The following is a 17383-nucleotide window of genomic DNA, read 5'->3' as shown; positions in this document are numbered from 1 at the left end:
GCCGCCAGTCACGCGCTCGCGCACGAGGCCCAGCAATTGGCCCAACTCGTCGCGCGTTTTGATGTGTCGCGCTCTGCGACTCAGGTTGTTTCCGCGCCGAAACCAGCGGCGCGCCCGGCCGCGACCGCGCGACCCACGCCGCCTGCGCGCGCCGCAGCGCCGCCGGCGACCGTGCAGGCCGCTCCGCCCAAGCGCGCAAATCCCGCGCCGGTGACTGCCGATACGCCCGCACCCAAACGCGCCAATCCGGTGCTTCAACAACAAGAACGACTGGCGGCGTTCGCCGCGGCCAAGCCGACGCGACGGGTCAGCATGTCGCCGCCCGCCACGAAGGTTGAGTCGTGGGAGGAGTTTTGATCATGAGCCAAGCGATCCAAGTCAAACTCCCGCCCTCGCTCGATTTTCGAGCAGCCGGCGCCTTGCGTGACCAATTCCTCGCCCAGCGCGGCAAGCCTGTCGAAGTGGACGGCGGCGATGTTCAGCGTATTGGCGGGCAATGCATTCAGGTGCTCGCGTCGGCGCAGCGCACTTGGCTGCAGGACGGCGTGGACTTCACGCTCGCCAACCCATCGCCCGAGATGCTCCGTGCACTCGGTCATGTCGGCATGGATGCCTATTTCACGGAGCAGGTGGCGTCATGAGCATGCGTATTCTCACCGTCGATGATTCCCGCATGATGCGGGAAATGCTGTTGATGGCGCTCAAGGGCGCGGGCTTCGACGTTGTGCAGGCCGAAGACGGCGAGCATGGTCTCGCAGTGCTCGCCGAACACGGCGCCGACGTGATCATCACCGACATCAACATGCCCAAGCTCGACGGCTTCGGCTTCATCGAGCGCGTGCGCGGCGTCGAACAACACCGCGCCACGCCGATCTTGGTTCTCTCGACTGAAAGCGATGCGGCAAAAAAGGCGCGCGCGCGTGATGCGGGCGCGACGGGCTGGATCGTAAAGCCGTTCGATGCGGCGCGTTTGGTTGAAGCCATCCGCCGGGTCTCGGCTTAAGGAGCGCGCGTCATGGATCCGATGGACGCAATCAAGGTCACGTTCTTCCAGGAATGTGACGAACAGCTCGGAGAGCTCGAAGCCGGCCTGATGGCGCTGGAAGAGGGTACGGGCGATCGCGAGACGGTGAACGCTGTCTTTCGCGCGGTGCACTCGGTGAAGGGTGGCGCGGGCGCGTTCGGCTTCGAAGACCTGGTGAAATTCTCGCACACGTTCGAGACAGTCCTCGATCTGATGCGCTCGGACAAGCTCGCCATCAGCGCCGACGTCGTGCACGTCATGCTGCGCGCTAGCGATGTCCTGGCCGACCTGGTGCACGCCGCGCGCGATGGCGGCACGGTCGATCAAGACCGCTGCAACACCCTGATGGAGGAGCTTGAGCATCTCGCGCTTGGCGACAATGCGCCTGCCGTGACAGCAGCGCCCGCCGCAACGGCGCCGCCAGCGTCCCCCGACGCCGACCCGGAGCCTGATGAATGGGGTTTCGTGCCGTTGCGTGTGTCGGTCGACGACGTGCCGCTGCTCGATACGCCCACGGAAGCTGCTGGCGGCGAAGAGATCTGGAAAATCACGTTCACGCCGCGCCCGACGCTCTACGCGAAGGGAAGCGACGCCACCATTTTGCTGCGCGAGCTGGCGCTGCTTGGCGATTGCGACGTCGCTGTCGACGATACGCTCGTGCCGTCGCTTGATGCGATGGATGTCAATGCGTCGTATCTTTCGTGGACTTGCTTCCTCAACAGCGACAAGGACGAGGCCGCGATCCGCGAGATTTTCGACTTTGTCGAAGGTGATTGCGATCTAATTGTCGAGCGCGTCAGCGCACAGGCGCCTGCGCCGATCGCGGCCCCCATGCCTGTGATCGAACCTGTCGCGCCTCCGCCCGTCGTTGCGGCGGCGCCTGCACCGGCGCCGACGCCCAAGCCGTCGGCTGCGCCAGCGCCCACGCCCGCCGCCAAGGCCGCGCCCGCCGCCGTAGCGGCTGCGGATGCTGAGTCCAAGGGCGGCGCGCCTGCAGCCAACGCCACGATCCGCGTCGATTTGGAGCGCGTCGATCGCCTCATCGACCTCGTTGGTGAGCTTGTGATCAATCAGGCCATGCTGGCGCAGCGTGTCGCCGAAACCGGCGTCGCGCGCTCATCCAATGTCGCCATGGGTCTCGACGAACTCGAACAGCTCACGCGCGAGCTGCAGGACAGCGTTATGGCGATCCGCGCGCAGCCGGTGAAATCGGTGTTCCAGCGCATGCCGCGTCTGGTGCGCGAGATCGCCACCGCCACCAACAAGCAGGTGCGCCTGGTCATGGACGGCGAGGGTACCGAGGTGGACAAGACCGTCATCGAACGCCTCTCCGATCCGATCACGCACATGCTGCGCAACGCGGTCGATCATGGTCTTGAAACCACCCAAGAGCGGATCGACGCCGGCAAGCCGGCGGAAGGCACGATCCGCCTCGCGGCGCTGCACCGCTCGGGCCGCATCGTCATTGAGGTTGCCGACGACGGACGCGGCATCAATCGTGAGCGGGTCAAAGCCAAGGCGATCGAGAAGGGCCTCATTCCGCCCGACCTCAACATGACCGACGAAGAGATCGACAACATCATCTTCCTGCCGGGCTTCTCTACCGCATCCACCATCTCCGACATTTCCGGCCGTGGCGTCGGCATGGATGTGGTGAAGCGCTCGATCCAAGCGCTCGGCGGCCGCATCTCCATCACATCCAACCCTGGCAAAGGCTCCACCTTCACGCTTTCGCTGCCGCTCACGCTCGCCGTGCTTGACGGCATGGTCGTCAGCGCCGCGCAGCAAACGCTGATCGCGCCGCTCACGACCATCATCGAGACGCTGCAGCCGAAACCCGGGGAAGTGCGCCGCCTTGGCCCCAATCGCACCGTCATCGCCGTGCGCGACGCGTTCGTGCCGCTGGTGGACGTCGGTGTCGCGCTGGGTTTCCGCAAGGAATCCGCGCAACCCGATAGCGGGGTGGTGTTGCTGGTCGAAAGCGAAGGCGGCGGCCGTGCGGCGCTGCTGGTGGACGATATCCAAGGTCAGCGCCAAGTCGTGATCAAGAGCTTGGAAGCGAATTACCAGCGCGTCGAAGGCGTCGCTGCCGCCACCATCCTCGGCGACGGCCGCGTCGCGCTCATCCTCGACGTCGACGGATTGATCGCACAGCGCGTCAGCGAAACGCGCAATGAAACCCAATTGGCAAAGGCAGGCTGATATGACCAACGACGATATCGAATTCGCCCAGAATCGCCTGGAGCTGATCTCCTTCCGGATCGGCGAGCAGGAATATTGCGTGGACATCATGGCCGTCCGCGAAATCCGCGGCTGGGCCGCCGCGACTCCGCTGCCGCAATCGCCGCCTTATGTGCGCGGCGTGATCAACTTGCGCGGCGCGGTGCTGCCGATCATCGATTTGGCGAACCGTTTGGGCTTTGGCGTCACCGAGCCGAACGCGCGCCACGTCATCATCGTCGTGCGTATCGGCAGCCGTGTCGTCGGCCTGCTGGTCGACGCTGTGTCCGAGATCCTCACCACGACGGCTGATGCGATCCAGCCGACGCCGGATGTCGCCTGCGATGCGGTGAAGCGTTTCGTGAAGGGCATCCTCGCCGTCGAAGGGCGCATGATCTCTTGGATCGTGCTCGATCAAATCCTTCCCGACCAATCGCTTGAGGAAGCGGCATGACGAACCCGGCCCGGCGTGCGCGCGAAGACGAAGCGCTCGTACAAGGCGAATACCATTTCACGGAGGCCGACTTCAAAGCGGTCGCCGCGATGCTACACGCGGACGCCGGCATTCACCTGCCGCCGGCGAAGGCGACGCTGGTATATTCGCGCTTGGCCAAGCGCATTCGTGCGTTGCGCCTGCCGGACTTCGCGGCCTACGTCGCGCTCGTGGCGACCCCGGAGGGGGCCGATGAGCGCATCAATATGCTCGCTGCGCTCACCACCAACGTGACGCGCTTCTTTCGCGAGCCGCACCATTTCGATCTGCTTCGCACGCAAATTCTGGAACCGCTGGCCGCATCAGTGAAGGCGGGCGGACGCATGCGCCTGTGGTCGGCCGGCTGCTCAACAGGGCAGGAGCCATACTCGATGGCCATGACGGTGCTCTCCGTCATCCCCGAGGCCACGCGTCTTGATGTTAAGATTCTCGCCACCGACATCGATCCGAACGTAGTCCAGACCGGCCGGCGTGGCGTCTACACAGAAGACCACGTGTCGCCGGTGCCGAGAGAGCTGCGCGATCGCTATCTGAAGCGGGATCGCGACTCTGGCGACTGGATGGTGTCGCCGGAATTGCGGTCCCTCATCACGTTCAATGAACTCAATCTGATCGGCGACTGGCCGATCAAAGGCAAGTTCGACGCCATCTTTTGCCGCAACGTCGTTATCTACTTCGAAGAGCCGACGCAGGAACGCATCTGGGGCCGTTATCGCCAGCACATGCATCCGCACGCACGTCTCTATATCGGCCATTCCGAGCGCGTGAACGATCCGAACTTCGAAACTGACGGCCTCACAACCTACAAATTAAAGCGGGGAGCGTGATGAGCATCCGCGTACTCATCGTCGATGATTCGCCCACGATGCGGGCGATGATCGCGAGCGTCTTGAAGTCCGAGCAGGACATTGAGGTCGTTGGCTCCGCCTGCGATCCGCTCGAGGCGCGCGAAGCGATCAAGGCGCTCAATCCGGATGTCGTCACGCTCGACGTCGAAATGCCGAACATGAACGGCATTGAATTCCTTGAACGCTTGATGCGCCTGCGGCCGACGCCCGTCATTATGATCTCGACGCTGACCCAGGAGGGCGCCGACGCCACGCTGCAGGCGCTGGAGCTTGGCGCCTTTGACTGCATCGGCAAACCACGCGACGGCGACATCCGGGCCGCGTTCCGACCGCTCGCGGACATGATCCGCGCCGCCGCCAATTCTCGGGTTCGCTCGCGCGCCGCCGCCGCGCCGCAAGCTGCGCCCACCTCAAGCTTCAAGCCCAATCGCAACCTTGTCGCCATCGGCTCGTCCACCGGCGGCGTCGAGGCGCTGCAAACGGTGCTGCAAACCTATCCGGCGAATTGCCCACCGACCGTGATCACGCAGCACATGCCGCCCGTGTTCACGCGCAATTTCGCCCAACGCCTGGACCGCACGTGCGCGCCAACAGTGCACGAGGCTGAAGACGGCATGCCGATCCAAATCGGCCACGTCTATCTCGCGCCAGGCGGAGACATGCACTTGAAGGTCGAAGGCAGCGGCTCGAACCTGCGCTGTCGCTTGTTCGAGGCCGCTACCGTCAACGGCCACCGCCCGTCCGTCGATGTCCTGTTCGACAGCGTGGCCGCGAGCGTCGGCGCGCGGTCTGTCGGCGTCATCCTCACCGGCATGGGCCGCGACGGCGCCGCCGGTCTGAAGCGGATGCGCGACGCGGGCGCCCGCACGCTGGGTCAGGATGAAACCAGCTGCGTCGTCTATGGCATGCCGCGCGCCGCGCACGAACTCGGCGCTGTCGAAAGACAATTGCCGCTATCGCGGATTTGCTCGGCGGTGCTTGACCTTTGCACCGATGCTATGAAGGGAGCCGCTTAATGCCCGCCGCGTCCAGCATTCGGGTGCTCGTCGTCGATGATCAATTGACGATGCGCGCCCTTGTCCGGTCCGCGTTGCAGCAGATCGGCTTCACCGACGTCAACGAAGCGCCAGACGGCGAGGAGGGGCTCAAGACCCTCGTCACCAAAGGCGCGCACCTCGTGATCTCGGATTACAATATGCCGAAAATGGACGGGCTGGATTTCCTGCGCGCCATCCGCTCGCACGAGCCGACGAAGAAGACCGCTTTCATCATGCTCACCGGTCGGTCCGACAAAGAGCTGGTGCAGCGCGCCATCCAGTTCGGCGTCAACAATTACCTGACGAAGCCGTTCACCACGGCGTCGCTCAAGCAGAAGATCGAAGCGGTGTTCGGCGCACTGACGTGAACCCAGCCGTCGCCCCCGCAGCAGCGCCGCGCGAGCGTCTGGTTCATGTCGTCCAAGGACAGTTCCAGATCAGCGACGACCCCAACGTGGTTCTCACCACGGTGTTGGGTTCGTGCGTGGCCGCCTGCGTGCGCGATCCCGTATTGGGTCTGGGCGGCATGAACCACTTCCTGCTGCCCGGCAGCACCGACGGCCGCAACGACAGCATGAAGTACGGCGTCTATTCGATGGAATTGTTGATCAACGGCCTGCTGCAGAAGGGCGCGTCCAAAGGGCGCCTAGTCGCAAAATTGTTTGGCGGCGCGCGCGTCGTCGAAGGTCTGTCGGACATCGGCCGCCAAAATGCGGAGTTCGCGGAGAAGTTCCTCGCCGCGGAAGGCATTCCCTGTCTCGGCAAGAGCCTTGGCGGCGACAAGCCGCGGCGCATTCGCTTTTGGCCGAACTCGGGCCGCATGGCCCAACTCATTCTGGATTCCGCCGACACCGAAGTCTTCAAGGCGGAGCGCAAGCGCGCCGTCGTTGCGCCAGCGCCAGCGGAAGCCGGCGCCATCGAATTGTTCTGAGGTCACCCATGCGCGCCACTGCGGAAAACCAAACACCAACCACCGAGGACGAGGGCCAGCAGCCGCTCGGCGAGGTGCTTGCCGCCGCGGCGACGGAGCTGCAACACGCCTATGAGCGTGGACTCCTCCTTGAGACCGCTATCCTGGATCTGATCAAGAACAGCCCGAACGCGGCGCCGGCCACCGGCGAACTTCAACACCTCGATCTCGTGCTGCAGCACGTTCACGCCGTCAGCGATTTCCTGGGCGAACTGGCGCGCGCGGGCGGCAATCTTGGCGCGGTGTCGGTGACGGAGGCGCTTGACCGCGTGAAGCTCGCCGACGTACGCGATCGCTTGGCCGGCACGGCGAGCGAACCGAAGGATATCGACGACGACATCCTTTGGGGCTAGGCCATGAGCGTCGAGTTCGACCTCAGCCCCAGTACACCGATCAATTTGTCCAAAGCCATCGTGCTCGTGGTCGAAACCACCACGCACGCCGCCGACATTCTCGGTCAAATCCTCAAGGGCTTCGGCATCGCGGAATCGCATCGCACGACCTCGATCCGCGAGGCGGCGGAGCTGGTGAAGCATAAAACCTTCGACCTCATCTTGATCGACCCCGACGTCGAAGATGGCGCCGGCTATAATTTCGTACGCACTCTCCGCACCGGGATGGTGGAGCCGAATTGCTTTGCACCGGTCATCCTGATGTCCGGCCACCCGCGCGTGTCGCGGGTGAAGCGCGCACGCGACACCGGCGCCAATTACTTCATCAGCAAGCCACTCGCCCCCAATGTCCTGCTGCAGCGTATTCTCTGGGTGGCGCGAGACAAGCGGCCCTTCGTCGAAGCTGGCGGTTATGTGGGGCCCGATCGCCGTTTCAAGTTCGAGGGGCTCCCGCCCGGGAGTGACGGCCGGCGTTCCTCAGACATCAAGGATCCGCTCGGCGAGGCAAGCGAACCCAACATGTCGCAAGACGACATCGATAATTTCATGAAGCCGCAACGGGTGAGTTTATGAGCGTTGTGCGCCGGTTTCGACCCGAGAACCGCTTGGCCAAGATGCTGCAGGCGCCTGGCGGCGTTAGCATTGGCGTCGCCCTGCACAATGCTTCGGCGGCGCTGGAGAGCATCCGCGAGTCGTGCATGCAGGCGCTTGATCAAAAGCTCGCCGTGCTCGCCAACATGGCGGCGCGTCCCGAAAACGCCAGCCGTGACGAGGCGATGTATCTCATCGCCAACGAGATATTCAGCGAGAGCGGTAGTTTTGGGCTTAGCGAGCTGAGCGCCGCCGCCTATTCGCTCTGCACTCTGCTTGATTCCGGCGACCGCACGCCAACGCGTGCGGCCACCATTCGTGTGCACATCGATTCCATGCGCGCGCTGCGTCACCCCGACATGGCGGGCGATCAATCAGCGCGCGCCGCGGTGCTCGAAGGCCTACGCGACCTTACCGCGCGCCTTGTCGAGCCGCTTTTGACCGAAGAATCGACGACCTGATCTTGCGCGTCGGACGCTGAGGGCTACCCCTGTCAGAAAAGGGGAGATCAGCATGCGCATGTGCAACCGTAGAGAACTCGGCGGCGTTGCGCTTGCTGCGCTAGCGGCCGGCTGCGCCAGCGCCGAGCCGTCGCCAGATCTCATCCTGCATGGCGGTCCGATCTATACCGGCGTGGCCGCGACCCCGCGCGTCGAGGCCGTGCGTATTCGCAACGGCCGCTTCGCAGCGCTCGGCGCGCTGTCGGACGTGAGCGCTCGGGCCCGCGGCGCGCGCCTGATCGACTTGGCCGGTGCGGCGGCGTTTCCAGGCTTCAAGGATGGTCATTGTCACCTTGGCGGCGTCGGCATGGCCGCGATGGTGCTCGATCTCGTTGGCGTTGGCTCAGTCGCTGGCCTACGCGAGCGTTTGCACGCCTATGCCGCCACACATCCGGAGGGCGCCATATATGGCCGCGGCTGGATCGAAACCCATTGGCCCGAGCGGCGCTTCCCCAACCGCGCCGATCTTGACGACATCGTCGGCGATCGTCCGGTGTTTCTGGAGCGCGTCGACGGTCATGCTGCAGTCGTGAACGGCGCGGCCTTGGCGCTCGCTGGCGTCGACAGCACTACGGCCAATCCCGCCGGCGGCAGTATAGAGCGTCACGCTGACGGACGCGCCACCGGCATGTTGATCGACAACGCTATGGGCTTGGTGCAAAGCCGCTTGCCCGCGCCGACGGCTGCGATGCAACGCCAGGCGCTTGCGCAGGCGCTCAGCCTTTACGCCGCGCGTGGCTGGACCGGCGCGACCAATATGAGCACCAGCCTCGCGGAAGCGATGCTGTTGCAGGAATTCGCCGCCGCTGGCGAAGCGCCGATCCACACTGACATCTATCTCACGCCGGAAGATTCCCAGATCGTATTCCGGCGTGGCGCATTTGCGGTGGGCAACGCGCATGTGCGTGGCGTCAAACTCTACATGGACGGCGCGCTTGGCTCACGCGGCGCCGCGCTCCTCGCTCCCTATGCTGACGCGCACGGCGACGGATTGCTCGTCACGCCGCCGGACGAGTTGCGCGCGTTTCTCGCGCGCGCGAGAGCGCAAAATGTCCAGATCGCCACCCACGCGATCGGCGACCGCGGCAATCGCTTGGTGCTCGACGCGTACCGCGACGCGTTCGGCGACGACAGCGGCGCATCTCGGGCCGCGCGCTGGCGCATTGAACACGCGCAAGTCCTCGCCGCTGACGATATTCCCCGTTTCGCCGCACTCGGGATCGTCGCATCGATGCAGCCCTCGCACGCCATCAGCGATCTGCATTTCGCGCCGTCGCGTCTGGGCCGGGAGCGACTCGCCGGCGCTTACGCGTGGCGTTCGCTTCTTGATAGCGGCGCTGTTATCGCCGGCGGGAGCGACGCGCCGGTGGAGAGGGGCGATCCGCTGATCGAGTTCTACGCCGCCGCTTACCGGCACGACCTCACAGGCTTCGCTGGCGCCGATTGGCGGCTTGACCAGGCCGTCACACGCGCCGAGGCGCTGCGCATGCTCACCTGGGCGCCGGCTTATGCCGCGTTCGCGGAGCGCGAGCGCGGGACAATCGAAGTCGGCAAGCGCGCCGACGTCAGTGTGTTCTCCGTCGACCTGATGACCGTCGAACCTTCCGCGATTCCAACGGCCCAAGCCCGCCTTACGCTGGTCGATGGCCGTATCGCCCACGAGGCGAATTAGGGCCTCGTCGCCAAGCCGAGGTGGCGCGAAAACGCAACAGCTGAATGATCGTTCTTGCCGGAAAGGAAGGATAGCGCTTGCCAAGCGGGCATTTCATGTCCTATTCGTGAAATAGACACCGGTGGCAAAGACCAAGAAAGCGGTGTCATGGGATCGAAACGCGACTGGGGGCAGGGGTTTTCAAACAACCCGCCGTCCCCCAGCCTGTCGGGGAGGGAGCGTGATGGCGGTAAAGTCGTCTAAGAAGCATCGTTGGACTCTGTGTGGCGCATCGCTTGCGGCGCTCAGCATGGCCGTGGGCATGGGCGCGGGCAGCATTGCCTTCGCGCAGGATGAGGCCGACGATGAAGAGATCGTCGTCACCGGCTTCCGCGGCTCGCTCGCCGCCTCGATCGACATTAAGCGCGAAGCCACCACGATCGTGGACTCCATCAGCGCCGAGGACATCGGCGATTTTCCAGACCTGAACCTCGCTGAATCGCTCCAGCGCGTCCCGGGCGTGCAAATCGACCGCGACGGCGGCGAAGGTCGCTCCATCAATGTCCGTGGTCTGAGCTCGGATTTCGTCCGCGTGCAGCTGAACGGCATGGAAGCTTTGGCCACCACCGGCGGCCGCGACGGCCGCGCCAACCGCAACCGCCAATTCGATTTCAGCGTCTTCGCCTCTGAACTCTTCAACAACGTCACCGTGTCCAAGTCACAGGAAGCCGCCGCCGACGAAGGTTCGCTCGGCGCGACCGTCGGCCTGCGCACGGCCCGTCCGTTCGATTTCGACGGCTTCGAATTGGCCTTCGGCGGTCAGGCTTCGCACAATGATCTGTCGGAAGAGACCGACCCGCGCGCCACGTTCCTGATCAGCAATCGCTGGATGGATGGTGATCTCGGCGCGCTCTTTTCGGTCGCTTACGCCAATCGCAACACGTTCGAGGAAGGCTCCAGCTCGGGTCGCTTCCGGGTGCCTGCCGACGACGGCTGCGTTGCGCCATATGTGAACCTCACACGCTGCTACCAATCTGTCGGCACCATCACCGACGCGGACGGCAATGTGCTCGTTGGCGCCGCGGCCGCAGAGGCTGCCGCCAACGCCTCGCACCCGCGTATCCCGCGCTATGGCCGCATTGGCTACGACCGTGAGCGCCTCGGTTCGACCCTGTCGCTGCAATGGGATCCCGCGAACTCCACGCGCATCTCACTTGATACGCTCTACGCCATGTTTGAGCAGGAGCGCACCGAAGAATTCCTCGAAGTTATCAGCTTTGCGCGCGAAACCGGCGTGCAAGGTCACCGCGCGGTCGATCTTGTAAGCGGCGTCATCGACGACAATCGCAACTTGGTATCAGGTACGTTCAACGACGTGGACATTCGCTCCGAGCAGCGCATCGATTTGCTCGAGACCGAATTCATCCAGAGCTCGCTTGAGATCGAGCACGATTTCAATGACCGCTTCAGCATGCGTCTGTTGGGCGGCATCTCGCGCGCCATGGGTCGCAACCCGCAGCAGACCACGCTCTCGTTCGAGCGTTATGATGTGGACGGCTATTCCTACGATTATTCGGACCCGAACCTCCCCCAATTCAATTACGGGTTCGACGTCACCGATCCGGCGAGCTGGGTCTACAGCGCCTCGACGGCATTGGGTGACGCGTCTCTCATTCGCTTGCGTCCGAACAAGACGTTGAACACCTACGAAACCTTCCGCGTGGATTTCGACTACGAGATCAACGACGTGTTCTCGCTGCGCTTCGGTGGTTCGACGAAGGAATTCGGATTCGACGTCCAAGAATGGCGGCGCGCCAGCGAAGCGCTGCCCGCCAGCGTGCTGACCGAACTCGCAAACAACGGCTACGTGCTCGCTGACTTTGCGACGACCATCTCCGGCTTTGGCAGCGGCATGGACCTTCCGGCTGGCACGCCGACGACGTGGGTGGTGCCGGATGTCAACGCGCTGATGGATATCATCGACTACGACTGCAATTGCGTGAACGCCTACGGCGACTTCCGACTGCGCCGGCAGGACGGGGAGACCCGCTCGGCCTATGAGCGCTCCAATGGCGTGTTCGCGCAACTCGACTGGAACACCGAACTGGCGGGTATGCCGTTCCGCGGCAATGTCGGCGTGCGCTACGTGGAAACGCAGCTCACCTCCACCGGTATCCTAAGCGGGAGCCCGATCACGGTGGAGCATTCCTATGAGGACACGCTGCCGTCCTTGAACATGGTGCTTGAGCCGATCGACAATCTGCTGGTTCGCTTCGCCGCCGCCGAAGTGATGGCGCGTCCATCGCTCGACGCGCTGACGCCTGGCGGTTCGGTGGACGCAAGTCCGCCCGGTCTCTCGCTGAACACCGGCAACCCGTTCCTTGATCCGATCCGGTCGCAGAATTTCGATCTCAGCATCGAATATTATCCTTACGATGAAGCGCTCTTCTCGATCGCTTTCTTCAGCAAGGAGATCGATACGTTCGTACAGCGTCTGCGCCGTGACGTCCCGTATGCGGATACGGGCTTCCCGCTCGACCTCTTGCCCCCGGGCGTAACCGGCGCGGATATCTTCCAGGTCACGTCCTGGGTGAACACGCCCGGCGGTGATCTGACCGGTTACGAGATCACGTTCCAAACGCCATTCTCGTTCCTGCCGGCGCCGTTCAACGATTTCGGCGGCGTGTTCAACTACACCAGCATCGAGTCTGAGTTCGAATACATCACCAATCCGAACACGGGCGACACAGTGGTCGAATCGCTCGTCGGCCAATCGCCGACCTCGTACTCCGCCACGCTCTATTACGAGCGCGGCCCGTTCGAAGCGCGTGTCTCAGGCACGTATCGCGACGAATATCTCACGCTGGTGCCAGCGCAGAATGGCAATGACGTCGAAGGCAAGGCCGAGCAGCTCAATGTCGACTTCTCGGCGTCCTACGATCTCAATGAGCATCTGACCTTCTCGTTCGAGGCGCTGAACCTCACCGATCAGTATGACGAACGCTGGATCAGCACCGAGCGCCACAACAGTTTGAACTACGAGCATACGGGCCGCGAGTTCGTCGTCGGCTTCCGCTACAATTACTAAGCACGCGAAGGCCGCGTCATCGCCAAGGCGACGCGGCCTTTTCATGTCTGGAGCTTGCCGCCATGACCACACGTCGCGTGTTCATCGCCGGGGCAGGGGCGGGCTCTTTCGGTTTGCTGTCGGGCTGCGCTAGCGCCATCGCCGCGCCAGCCGCCGCGCGTCGTGAAGGCGAACTCACCAGCGCCGGACTCGAGTGGTCACATCTCGAATGGCGCCGCGGCTTTGAAGGCCAACGCCGCGCCGATCTCGGCAATGGTCGCTATCTCAATCCCATCTTCTCCGGCGATCGTCCGGACCCATCCATCATCAAGGATGGCGACACCTATTACATGACCTTCTCGTCGTTCGACGCGTACCCAGGTCTCTTGATCTGGGCGTCGCTGGACCTGGTGAACTGGCGCCCGCTGCAAGCCGCGCTGCGTACACCGATCGGCTCTGTCTGGGCGCCCGATCTCTGCAAGCATAACGGCCGCTATTATCTCTACATCCCCGCGCGCACGCCGCAGCACCGCTCGATCTATGTGATCCACGCGGAGAACATCGAAGGCCCTTGGAGCGAGCCGATCGATCTCGGCCTGCCGCGCCACATCGATCCCTGTCACGCGGTTTCAGAAGACGGCCGCCGTTTCCTTTTCTTAAGCGGCGGCGATCGCGTCGAACTCAGCGCCGATGGTCTCTCGCTCGCCGGCGCTGTCGAGCACGTCTACGATCCATGGCGCTATCCCGAAGATTGGACCGTCGAAAGCTTCTCGCCCGAAGGTCCGAAGATCACCCGCCGCGGCGAGTATTATTACATGATCACCGCCGTCGGCGGCACGGCCGGTCCGCCAACCGGCCACATGGTCATCGCCGCGCGCGCGCGTTCGCTGCATGGGCCATGGGAGGACTGCCCGCACAATCCGATCCTGCGCACCTGGTCGGCGCGCGAGAAATGGTGGTCGCGCGGTCATGCAACTTTGATCGACGGCCCCGATGGCGGCTGGCATCTCGTCTATCACGGCTACGAAAACGGCTTCTGGACACTCGGGCGCCAAACCTTACTCGAGCCGGCGGAATGGACCGACGACAACTGGTTCCGCCCGCTCGGCGGCGATCTCTCGCGCCCGTTGCGCAAACCCTTGCCGCATCTCAGCGCCGATCACGGCGCGCCGCTCAGCGATGATTTCAGCACCGATCGCCTCGGTATTCAGTGGGCCTTCTACGATCCAGGCCCCAACGAATCGCAACGTCTGCGCCGTGGCGATTTCGGCCTTGGCATGCGCGCGAAGGGGACGAACCCCGGCGATTGCTCGCCACTCGCCTTCATCTGCGGCGATCTCGGCTACGAGATCGAAACTGAGATCGAGGTCGATGAGGGCGCTGAAGCCGGCGTACTTCTGTTCTACAATCGTCGCCTCTATGCCGGCCTCGGTTTCGATTCACGCGGCGTCGTCATGCATCGCTACGGTCTACAACGTCGCGGCGCAGCGCCCGTCGGCGACAACCCCCGACGCTTATTCCTGCGCCTACGCAACGACCGCAACATCGTCACCATCCATCATTCACGCGATGGCGTGACTTGGACGCGCCACGGCGTGCAGATGGAAGTCTCCGGCTATCACCACAACACGATGGGCGATTTCCTAAGCTTGCGTCCGGCGATTTACGCCGCTGGCGCCGGAGAAGCGCGCTTCAAGCGCGTCACCTACCGCGCGCTCTAGCTAGCGCGGCACGCCGTTTTCCAAATCCCAACGCGCCGGATCAAAGGGCGCCCGCACCTCGGCGTATGTCGGATAGCCGCCAACGTCGTTCTGGCTATCGATCACACGCCCGCGCCCCGCTTCGACATCCGCGATCAAGCGCGCATCGATCGCATCACGCGCCCAAGGCCGCGCGCCCGCATTGCGCAACACCGATGCCGCCACATCGCGCGCCGTCAGCGCCCGCAAGTCCTGCGGCCACGGCGCTTGGGCCGCGACCTCGATCAATTGCGCCGATCCATCGCCAAAGCGTCCGAACGGGGTAGGGGCCGTCGCGCCCGCCGCTGCGCTGACGAGATTGTCGCGCGCATGCAGCTCAAGCGGCCCTTGCCCGCCCAACGCAATCGCAATCGAGTCCGCCGGCGTTGACGGCCCCGCGCGAAACTCATTGCCGACAATGGCGAGGCTGCCCGTCTGATGCGGCTGACCTTCCCATTCGGTGGCGTGCAGATTGTAGTGCAGAAAGCGCCGACCCGGATTGTAGATCAGATTGTTGACCACCGCGCCCGAGGCGCCGCCCTTGAACAGCGGATTACGCTCACGATTGTTCATGTAAAGATTGCCGGCGATCAGCACGTCCTGAACATTGTCATGGATCAGGCTGCCTTTGGAATGCTCGCCCTTCGAATGCGTCGCGTTCGACAAGCCTTCGGCGACAATGTTGTTGGTGAAGCTGATCCGGTGCGAAGTGGTCTCGCGCCATTCCGCCACCGACGCGCCTTCGAAGCGCGGCCCCGACGCCGAGAGATTCTCATCTGTCGCCCACGTGATCGAGCAATGATCGACGATCACATCATAGGCGCCAGCTTCCGTCACCACGCCATCCACTTCCCAGCCGCTTTGCGGCGCCCGTTCCGCATCGCCCGGGCGCACATGCAGGTGGCGCACCAGCACATTGTGCGTGCGAATGCGCACGCCGCCGCGAATGAGCGTGATGCCCGGTCCCGGTGCGGTCTCGCCGGCAATGGTCACGAACGGCTCGCGCACGCCCAGAATTTCGCCGCCCAGATCGATAACGCCGCCGACCTCAAACACGATGATGCGTGGCCCTTCCTCGCGCAGCGCCGCATCCAATGAGCCCGGCCCTTCGGCTGCAAGCGACGTGACGCGCACGATCCGCCCGCCCGCGCCGCCATAAGGCCGACGCACCCAGCCATGGAGCGCCGACGCTGGCGAGGCCGGTGCGGTCGCGCACGCGGCGCTTGGAAAGGCGGCGACGCTGGCGCTCAGCGCAAGCAAGGTGCGGCGTGAAATCGGGCTGTGCATCCTGGTGTAATGACACCGGTAACAATGCTGAATCAAGTGGGGTTTTAGTGAGCACCCGCAGCACGCGCGGCTTGCGCCAAACCTGGCGGGGAGAGGGGGCCGTGGCGCAGCATCGCCGCATGAAAATCGCGCGCGCTTAAGCGCCGGCGCGTCTCATCGCGCAGCTCCGCGATCCGCATCGCCGCCAACCCCTGCGCCGCCGCCGCCCCCGGCTGCGCGCACATGCGCAGCACGTCTTCCTCGATGCTGACGAACGCGATGCTGTCGCCCTGCAGTTCACGCAGCTCCTGGATCGCGCGTTCGCGACTCCAGCGCATCACATGAATGCCGGTGTCCGCGACGATGCGGCCGAAGCGAAACAGCATCCATTGCAGATAGCCAAGGCGGCTCGCCGGATCGTCGGCATACGCGCCGGTCTCATCCGCCAAGCGCTCTGCATAAATCGCCCAACCTTCGCTGTAGCCGCTGGCGTAACGCGTCTGCAGCGCCGGCGCCTGCGCGGCGCGCTCGAACGGCGCCTGCAAAATATGCCCCGGCACAAGCTCATGATAGGCGACAGTCGCCAGCGTCCACTTTGGCCGCGCGCGGATCGCGCCGAAATCGACGTGATACACGCCGCCCTCGCGCCGCCCCGCCATGCCGCCCGCTTCCGCCTCCGGCGGCACAAGCCGCACTTCGGCTGGCGTGTCGGCGCCGTCCAAAACGTCGCGCAGCAAAGGCCGCACTCGCGCCAGCGCCGCGTTCATGTCGGCCACAGCCTGCGCTTTGCCTTCAGCGCTGTTCGCATAAAGCTGCCGCTCATCTGCCGAGAACGCGCGCAGACGTTCTCCCACCGACCCGCGCGTCAGCCCTTGCGCACGCAACACCACATCCGCTTCGCGCTGCAATGACCGGCAATACCCGAGCGCGCGCCGGTGCGCGTCGCGCGGCGTAACTTCTTCGCCGAGCTGAAACTGCAGCGCCAATGCATAGAAATCCGCGCCGCCCGGTAACGCCCAAACGCCCGCGTCGATCCGAGATCGCGCGCGCAACTCGGCCAATGCAGCGCTTTGCCGCCGCATCGCGTCGGCCGCCGCGCCGCTCGCGCGCGCCGCCGCCGCATCGATTGCCGCGATCGCCGCATCGAGCACAGCTAAAGGCGCTACGATCCCCGCATCCGCGTCGGTGTTGAGCTGCGCAGTCTCCGCATCGATCGCCGCCGCATCCGCATTCGCGCGCCGATACGCGCCGTAACGGTGACTCACTGCGTAGGGCGTGCCGTTGCGTCCCCACGGAAACGACGCGAGCAAACCATCGGCCCCCGAACCTTGCGCAATCCCGTCGTAGAGAATGCGACCGCTGGCGCTCAGCCGGCGCGGATCGAACACGGCAATATCGACCGCGCGCTCGCGCCGATCGGCGGTCGCCCATCCGTCCACCAGCGCGCGGAAATCGCCATCGCTCATCGGTTCGCCAGGGGGCGCGGCCGTCGCACAAGCCGAAAGCGCGCCGGCGCCAGCCAGCAAAAGAGAGCGGCGATCCATCATGCGCCCAAGCCTAAACGAACAACGGCCCACGCGCATCC

16 protein-coding genes and 1 pseudogene are annotated in these 17383 nt (G+C 64.3%); 15 read left to right on the top strand and 2 right to left on the bottom strand.

The genetic code is table 11. From position 1 onward, the window contains the following. The 15 genes and pseudogenes from VF769_RS18310 to VF769_RS18240 form a co-directional block, all read left to right on the top strand. Positions 1-357: pseudogene (locus VF769_RS18310) on the top strand (hypothetical protein); the annotation flags it as partial. Between the two features lie 2 nt (positions 358-359). Then, positions 360-641 (top strand): STAS domain-containing protein, encoded by a 282-nt coding sequence (locus VF769_RS18305; RefSeq protein WP_331009875.1) that lies wholly within the window; start codon positions 360-362, stop codon positions 639-641. Next, positions 638-1003 (top strand): response regulator, encoded by a 366-nt coding sequence (locus VF769_RS18300; RefSeq protein ID WP_331009874.1) that lies wholly within the window; start codon positions 638-640, stop codon positions 1001-1003. The genes VF769_RS18305 and VF769_RS18300 overlap by 4 nt, the downstream gene beginning before the upstream one ends. 12 nt (positions 1004-1015) lie before the next feature. Continuing rightward, positions 1016-3226 (top strand): chemotaxis protein CheA, encoded by a 2211-nt coding sequence (locus VF769_RS18295; protein WP_331009873.1) that lies wholly within the window; start codon positions 1016-1018, stop codon positions 3224-3226. Position 3227: 1 nt separating this feature from the next. After that, positions 3228-3698 (top strand): chemotaxis protein CheW, encoded by a 471-nt coding sequence (locus tag VF769_RS18290; protein WP_331009872.1) that lies wholly within the window; start codon positions 3228-3230, stop codon positions 3696-3698. After that, the gene (locus VF769_RS18285) at positions 3695-4564 is read left to right on the top strand and encodes a protein-glutamate O-methyltransferase (protein WP_331009871.1); all 870 of its coding nucleotides are present in this window, start codon (positions 3695-3697) and stop codon (positions 4562-4564) included. The genes VF769_RS18290 and VF769_RS18285 overlap by 4 nt, the downstream gene beginning before the upstream one ends. Beyond that, on the top strand, positions 4564-5601 hold the full coding sequence (locus VF769_RS18280) for a chemotaxis response regulator protein-glutamate methylesterase (protein WP_331009870.1): 1038 nt from the start codon (positions 4564-4566) through the stop codon (positions 5599-5601). Before VF769_RS18285 ends, VF769_RS18280 begins: the two co-directional genes overlap by 1 nt. Further along, on the top strand, positions 5601-5990 hold the full coding sequence (locus VF769_RS18275) for a response regulator (protein ID WP_331009869.1): 390 nt from the start codon (positions 5601-5603) through the stop codon (positions 5988-5990). Before VF769_RS18280 ends, VF769_RS18275 begins: the two co-directional genes overlap by 1 nt. After that, entirely contained in the window at positions 5987-6553 is a 567-nt protein-coding gene (locus VF769_RS18270) for a chemotaxis protein CheD (RefSeq protein WP_331009868.1), read from the top strand. Before VF769_RS18275 ends, VF769_RS18270 begins: the two co-directional genes overlap by 4 nt. 8 nt (positions 6554-6561) lie before the next feature. Next, complete coding sequence (locus VF769_RS18265; RefSeq protein ID WP_331009867.1) at positions 6562-6945, top strand: hypothetical protein; 384 nt, start codon at positions 6562-6564, stop codon at positions 6943-6945. A 3-nt stretch (positions 6946-6948) separates the two neighbouring features. Continuing rightward, on the top strand, positions 6949-7557 hold the full coding sequence (locus VF769_RS18260) for a response regulator (RefSeq protein ID WP_331009866.1): 609 nt from the start codon (positions 6949-6951) through the stop codon (positions 7555-7557). After that, a complete protein-coding gene (locus VF769_RS18255; protein ID WP_331009865.1) occupies positions 7554-8036 on the top strand; it encodes a hypothetical protein in 483 nt (160 codons plus the stop codon). Before VF769_RS18260 ends, VF769_RS18255 begins: the two co-directional genes overlap by 4 nt. Positions 8037-8088: 52 nt before the next feature. Beyond that, positions 8089-9747: an amidohydrolase gene (locus tag VF769_RS18250; protein ID WP_331009864.1), complete on the top strand. Its 1659-nt coding sequence runs from the start codon at positions 8089-8091 to the stop codon at positions 9745-9747. A 223-nt stretch (positions 9748-9970) separates the two neighbouring features. Beyond that, the gene (locus tag VF769_RS18245; RefSeq protein WP_331009863.1) at positions 9971-12814 is read left to right on the top strand and encodes a TonB-dependent receptor; all 2844 of its coding nucleotides are present in this window, start codon (positions 9971-9973) and stop codon (positions 12812-12814) included. 62 nt (positions 12815-12876) lie between these two features. After that, entirely contained in the window at positions 12877-14514 is a 1638-nt protein-coding gene (locus tag VF769_RS18240) for a family 43 glycosylhydrolase (protein ID WP_331009862.1), read from the top strand. On the opposite strand, the gene VF769_RS18235 is transcribed toward VF769_RS18240, so the two are convergent. Together VF769_RS18235 and VF769_RS18230 are read right to left on the bottom strand one after the other, a co-directional pair. After that, a complete protein-coding gene (locus tag VF769_RS18235) occupies positions 14515-15819 on the bottom strand; it encodes a pectate lyase (protein ID WP_331009861.1) in 1305 nt (434 codons plus the stop codon). A gap of 44 nt (positions 15820-15863) precedes the next feature. Next, a complete protein-coding gene (locus tag VF769_RS18230; protein WP_331009860.1) occupies positions 15864-17345 on the bottom strand; it encodes a DUF885 domain-containing protein in 1482 nt (493 codons plus the stop codon). Positions 17346-17383: the final 38 nt, after the last annotated feature.

The organism is Vitreimonas sp. (assembly GCF_036392335.1).
Classification (GTDB): Bacteria; Pseudomonadota; Alphaproteobacteria; order Caulobacterales; family Aquidulcibacteraceae; genus Vitreimonas.
This window is presented reverse-complemented; position numbering and strand designations above follow the sequence as displayed.

Excerpts from the sequence above, each read along its gene's own strand:
- VF769_RS18305 (WP_331009875.1), top strand. The coding sequence starts at position 360 with ATGAGCCAAGCGATCCAAGTCAAACTCCCGCCCTCGCTCGATTTTCGA.
- VF769_RS18300 (WP_331009874.1), top strand. The coding sequence starts at position 638 with ATGAGCATGCGTATTCTCACCGTCGATGATTCCCGCATGATGCGGGAA.
- VF769_RS18295 (WP_331009873.1), top strand. The coding sequence starts at position 1,016 with ATGGATCCGATGGACGCAATCAAGGTCACGTTCTTCCAGGAATGTGAC.
- VF769_RS18290 (WP_331009872.1), top strand. The coding sequence starts at position 3,228 with ATGACCAACGACGATATCGAATTCGCCCAGAATCGCCTGGAGCTGATC.
- VF769_RS18285 (WP_331009871.1), top strand. The coding sequence starts at position 3,695 with ATGACGAACCCGGCCCGGCGTGCGCGCGAAGACGAAGCGCTCGTACAA.
- VF769_RS18280 (WP_331009870.1), top strand. The coding sequence starts at position 4,564 with ATGAGCATCCGCGTACTCATCGTCGATGATTCGCCCACGATGCGGGCG.
- VF769_RS18275 (WP_331009869.1), top strand. The coding sequence starts at position 5,601 with ATGCCCGCCGCGTCCAGCATTCGGGTGCTCGTCGTCGATGATCAATTG.
- VF769_RS18265 (WP_331009867.1), top strand. The coding sequence starts at position 6,562 with ATGCGCGCCACTGCGGAAAACCAAACACCAACCACCGAGGACGAGGGC.
- VF769_RS18260 (WP_331009866.1), top strand. The coding sequence starts at position 6,949 with ATGAGCGTCGAGTTCGACCTCAGCCCCAGTACACCGATCAATTTGTCC.
- VF769_RS18255 (WP_331009865.1), top strand. The coding sequence starts at position 7,554 with ATGAGCGTTGTGCGCCGGTTTCGACCCGAGAACCGCTTGGCCAAGATG.
- VF769_RS18250 (WP_331009864.1), top strand. The coding sequence starts at position 8,089 with ATGCGCATGTGCAACCGTAGAGAACTCGGCGGCGTTGCGCTTGCTGCG.
- VF769_RS18245 (WP_331009863.1), top strand. The coding sequence starts at position 9,971 with ATGGCGGTAAAGTCGTCTAAGAAGCATCGTTGGACTCTGTGTGGCGCA.
- VF769_RS18240 (WP_331009862.1), top strand. The coding sequence starts at position 12,877 with ATGACCACACGTCGCGTGTTCATCGCCGGGGCAGGGGCGGGCTCTTTC.
- VF769_RS18235 (WP_331009861.1), bottom strand. The coding sequence starts at position 15,819 with ATGCACAGCCCGATTTCACGCCGCACCTTGCTTGCGCTGAGCGCCAGC.
- VF769_RS18230 (WP_331009860.1), bottom strand. The coding sequence starts at position 17,345 with ATGATGGATCGCCGCTCTCTTTTGCTGGCTGGCGCCGGCGCGCTTTCG.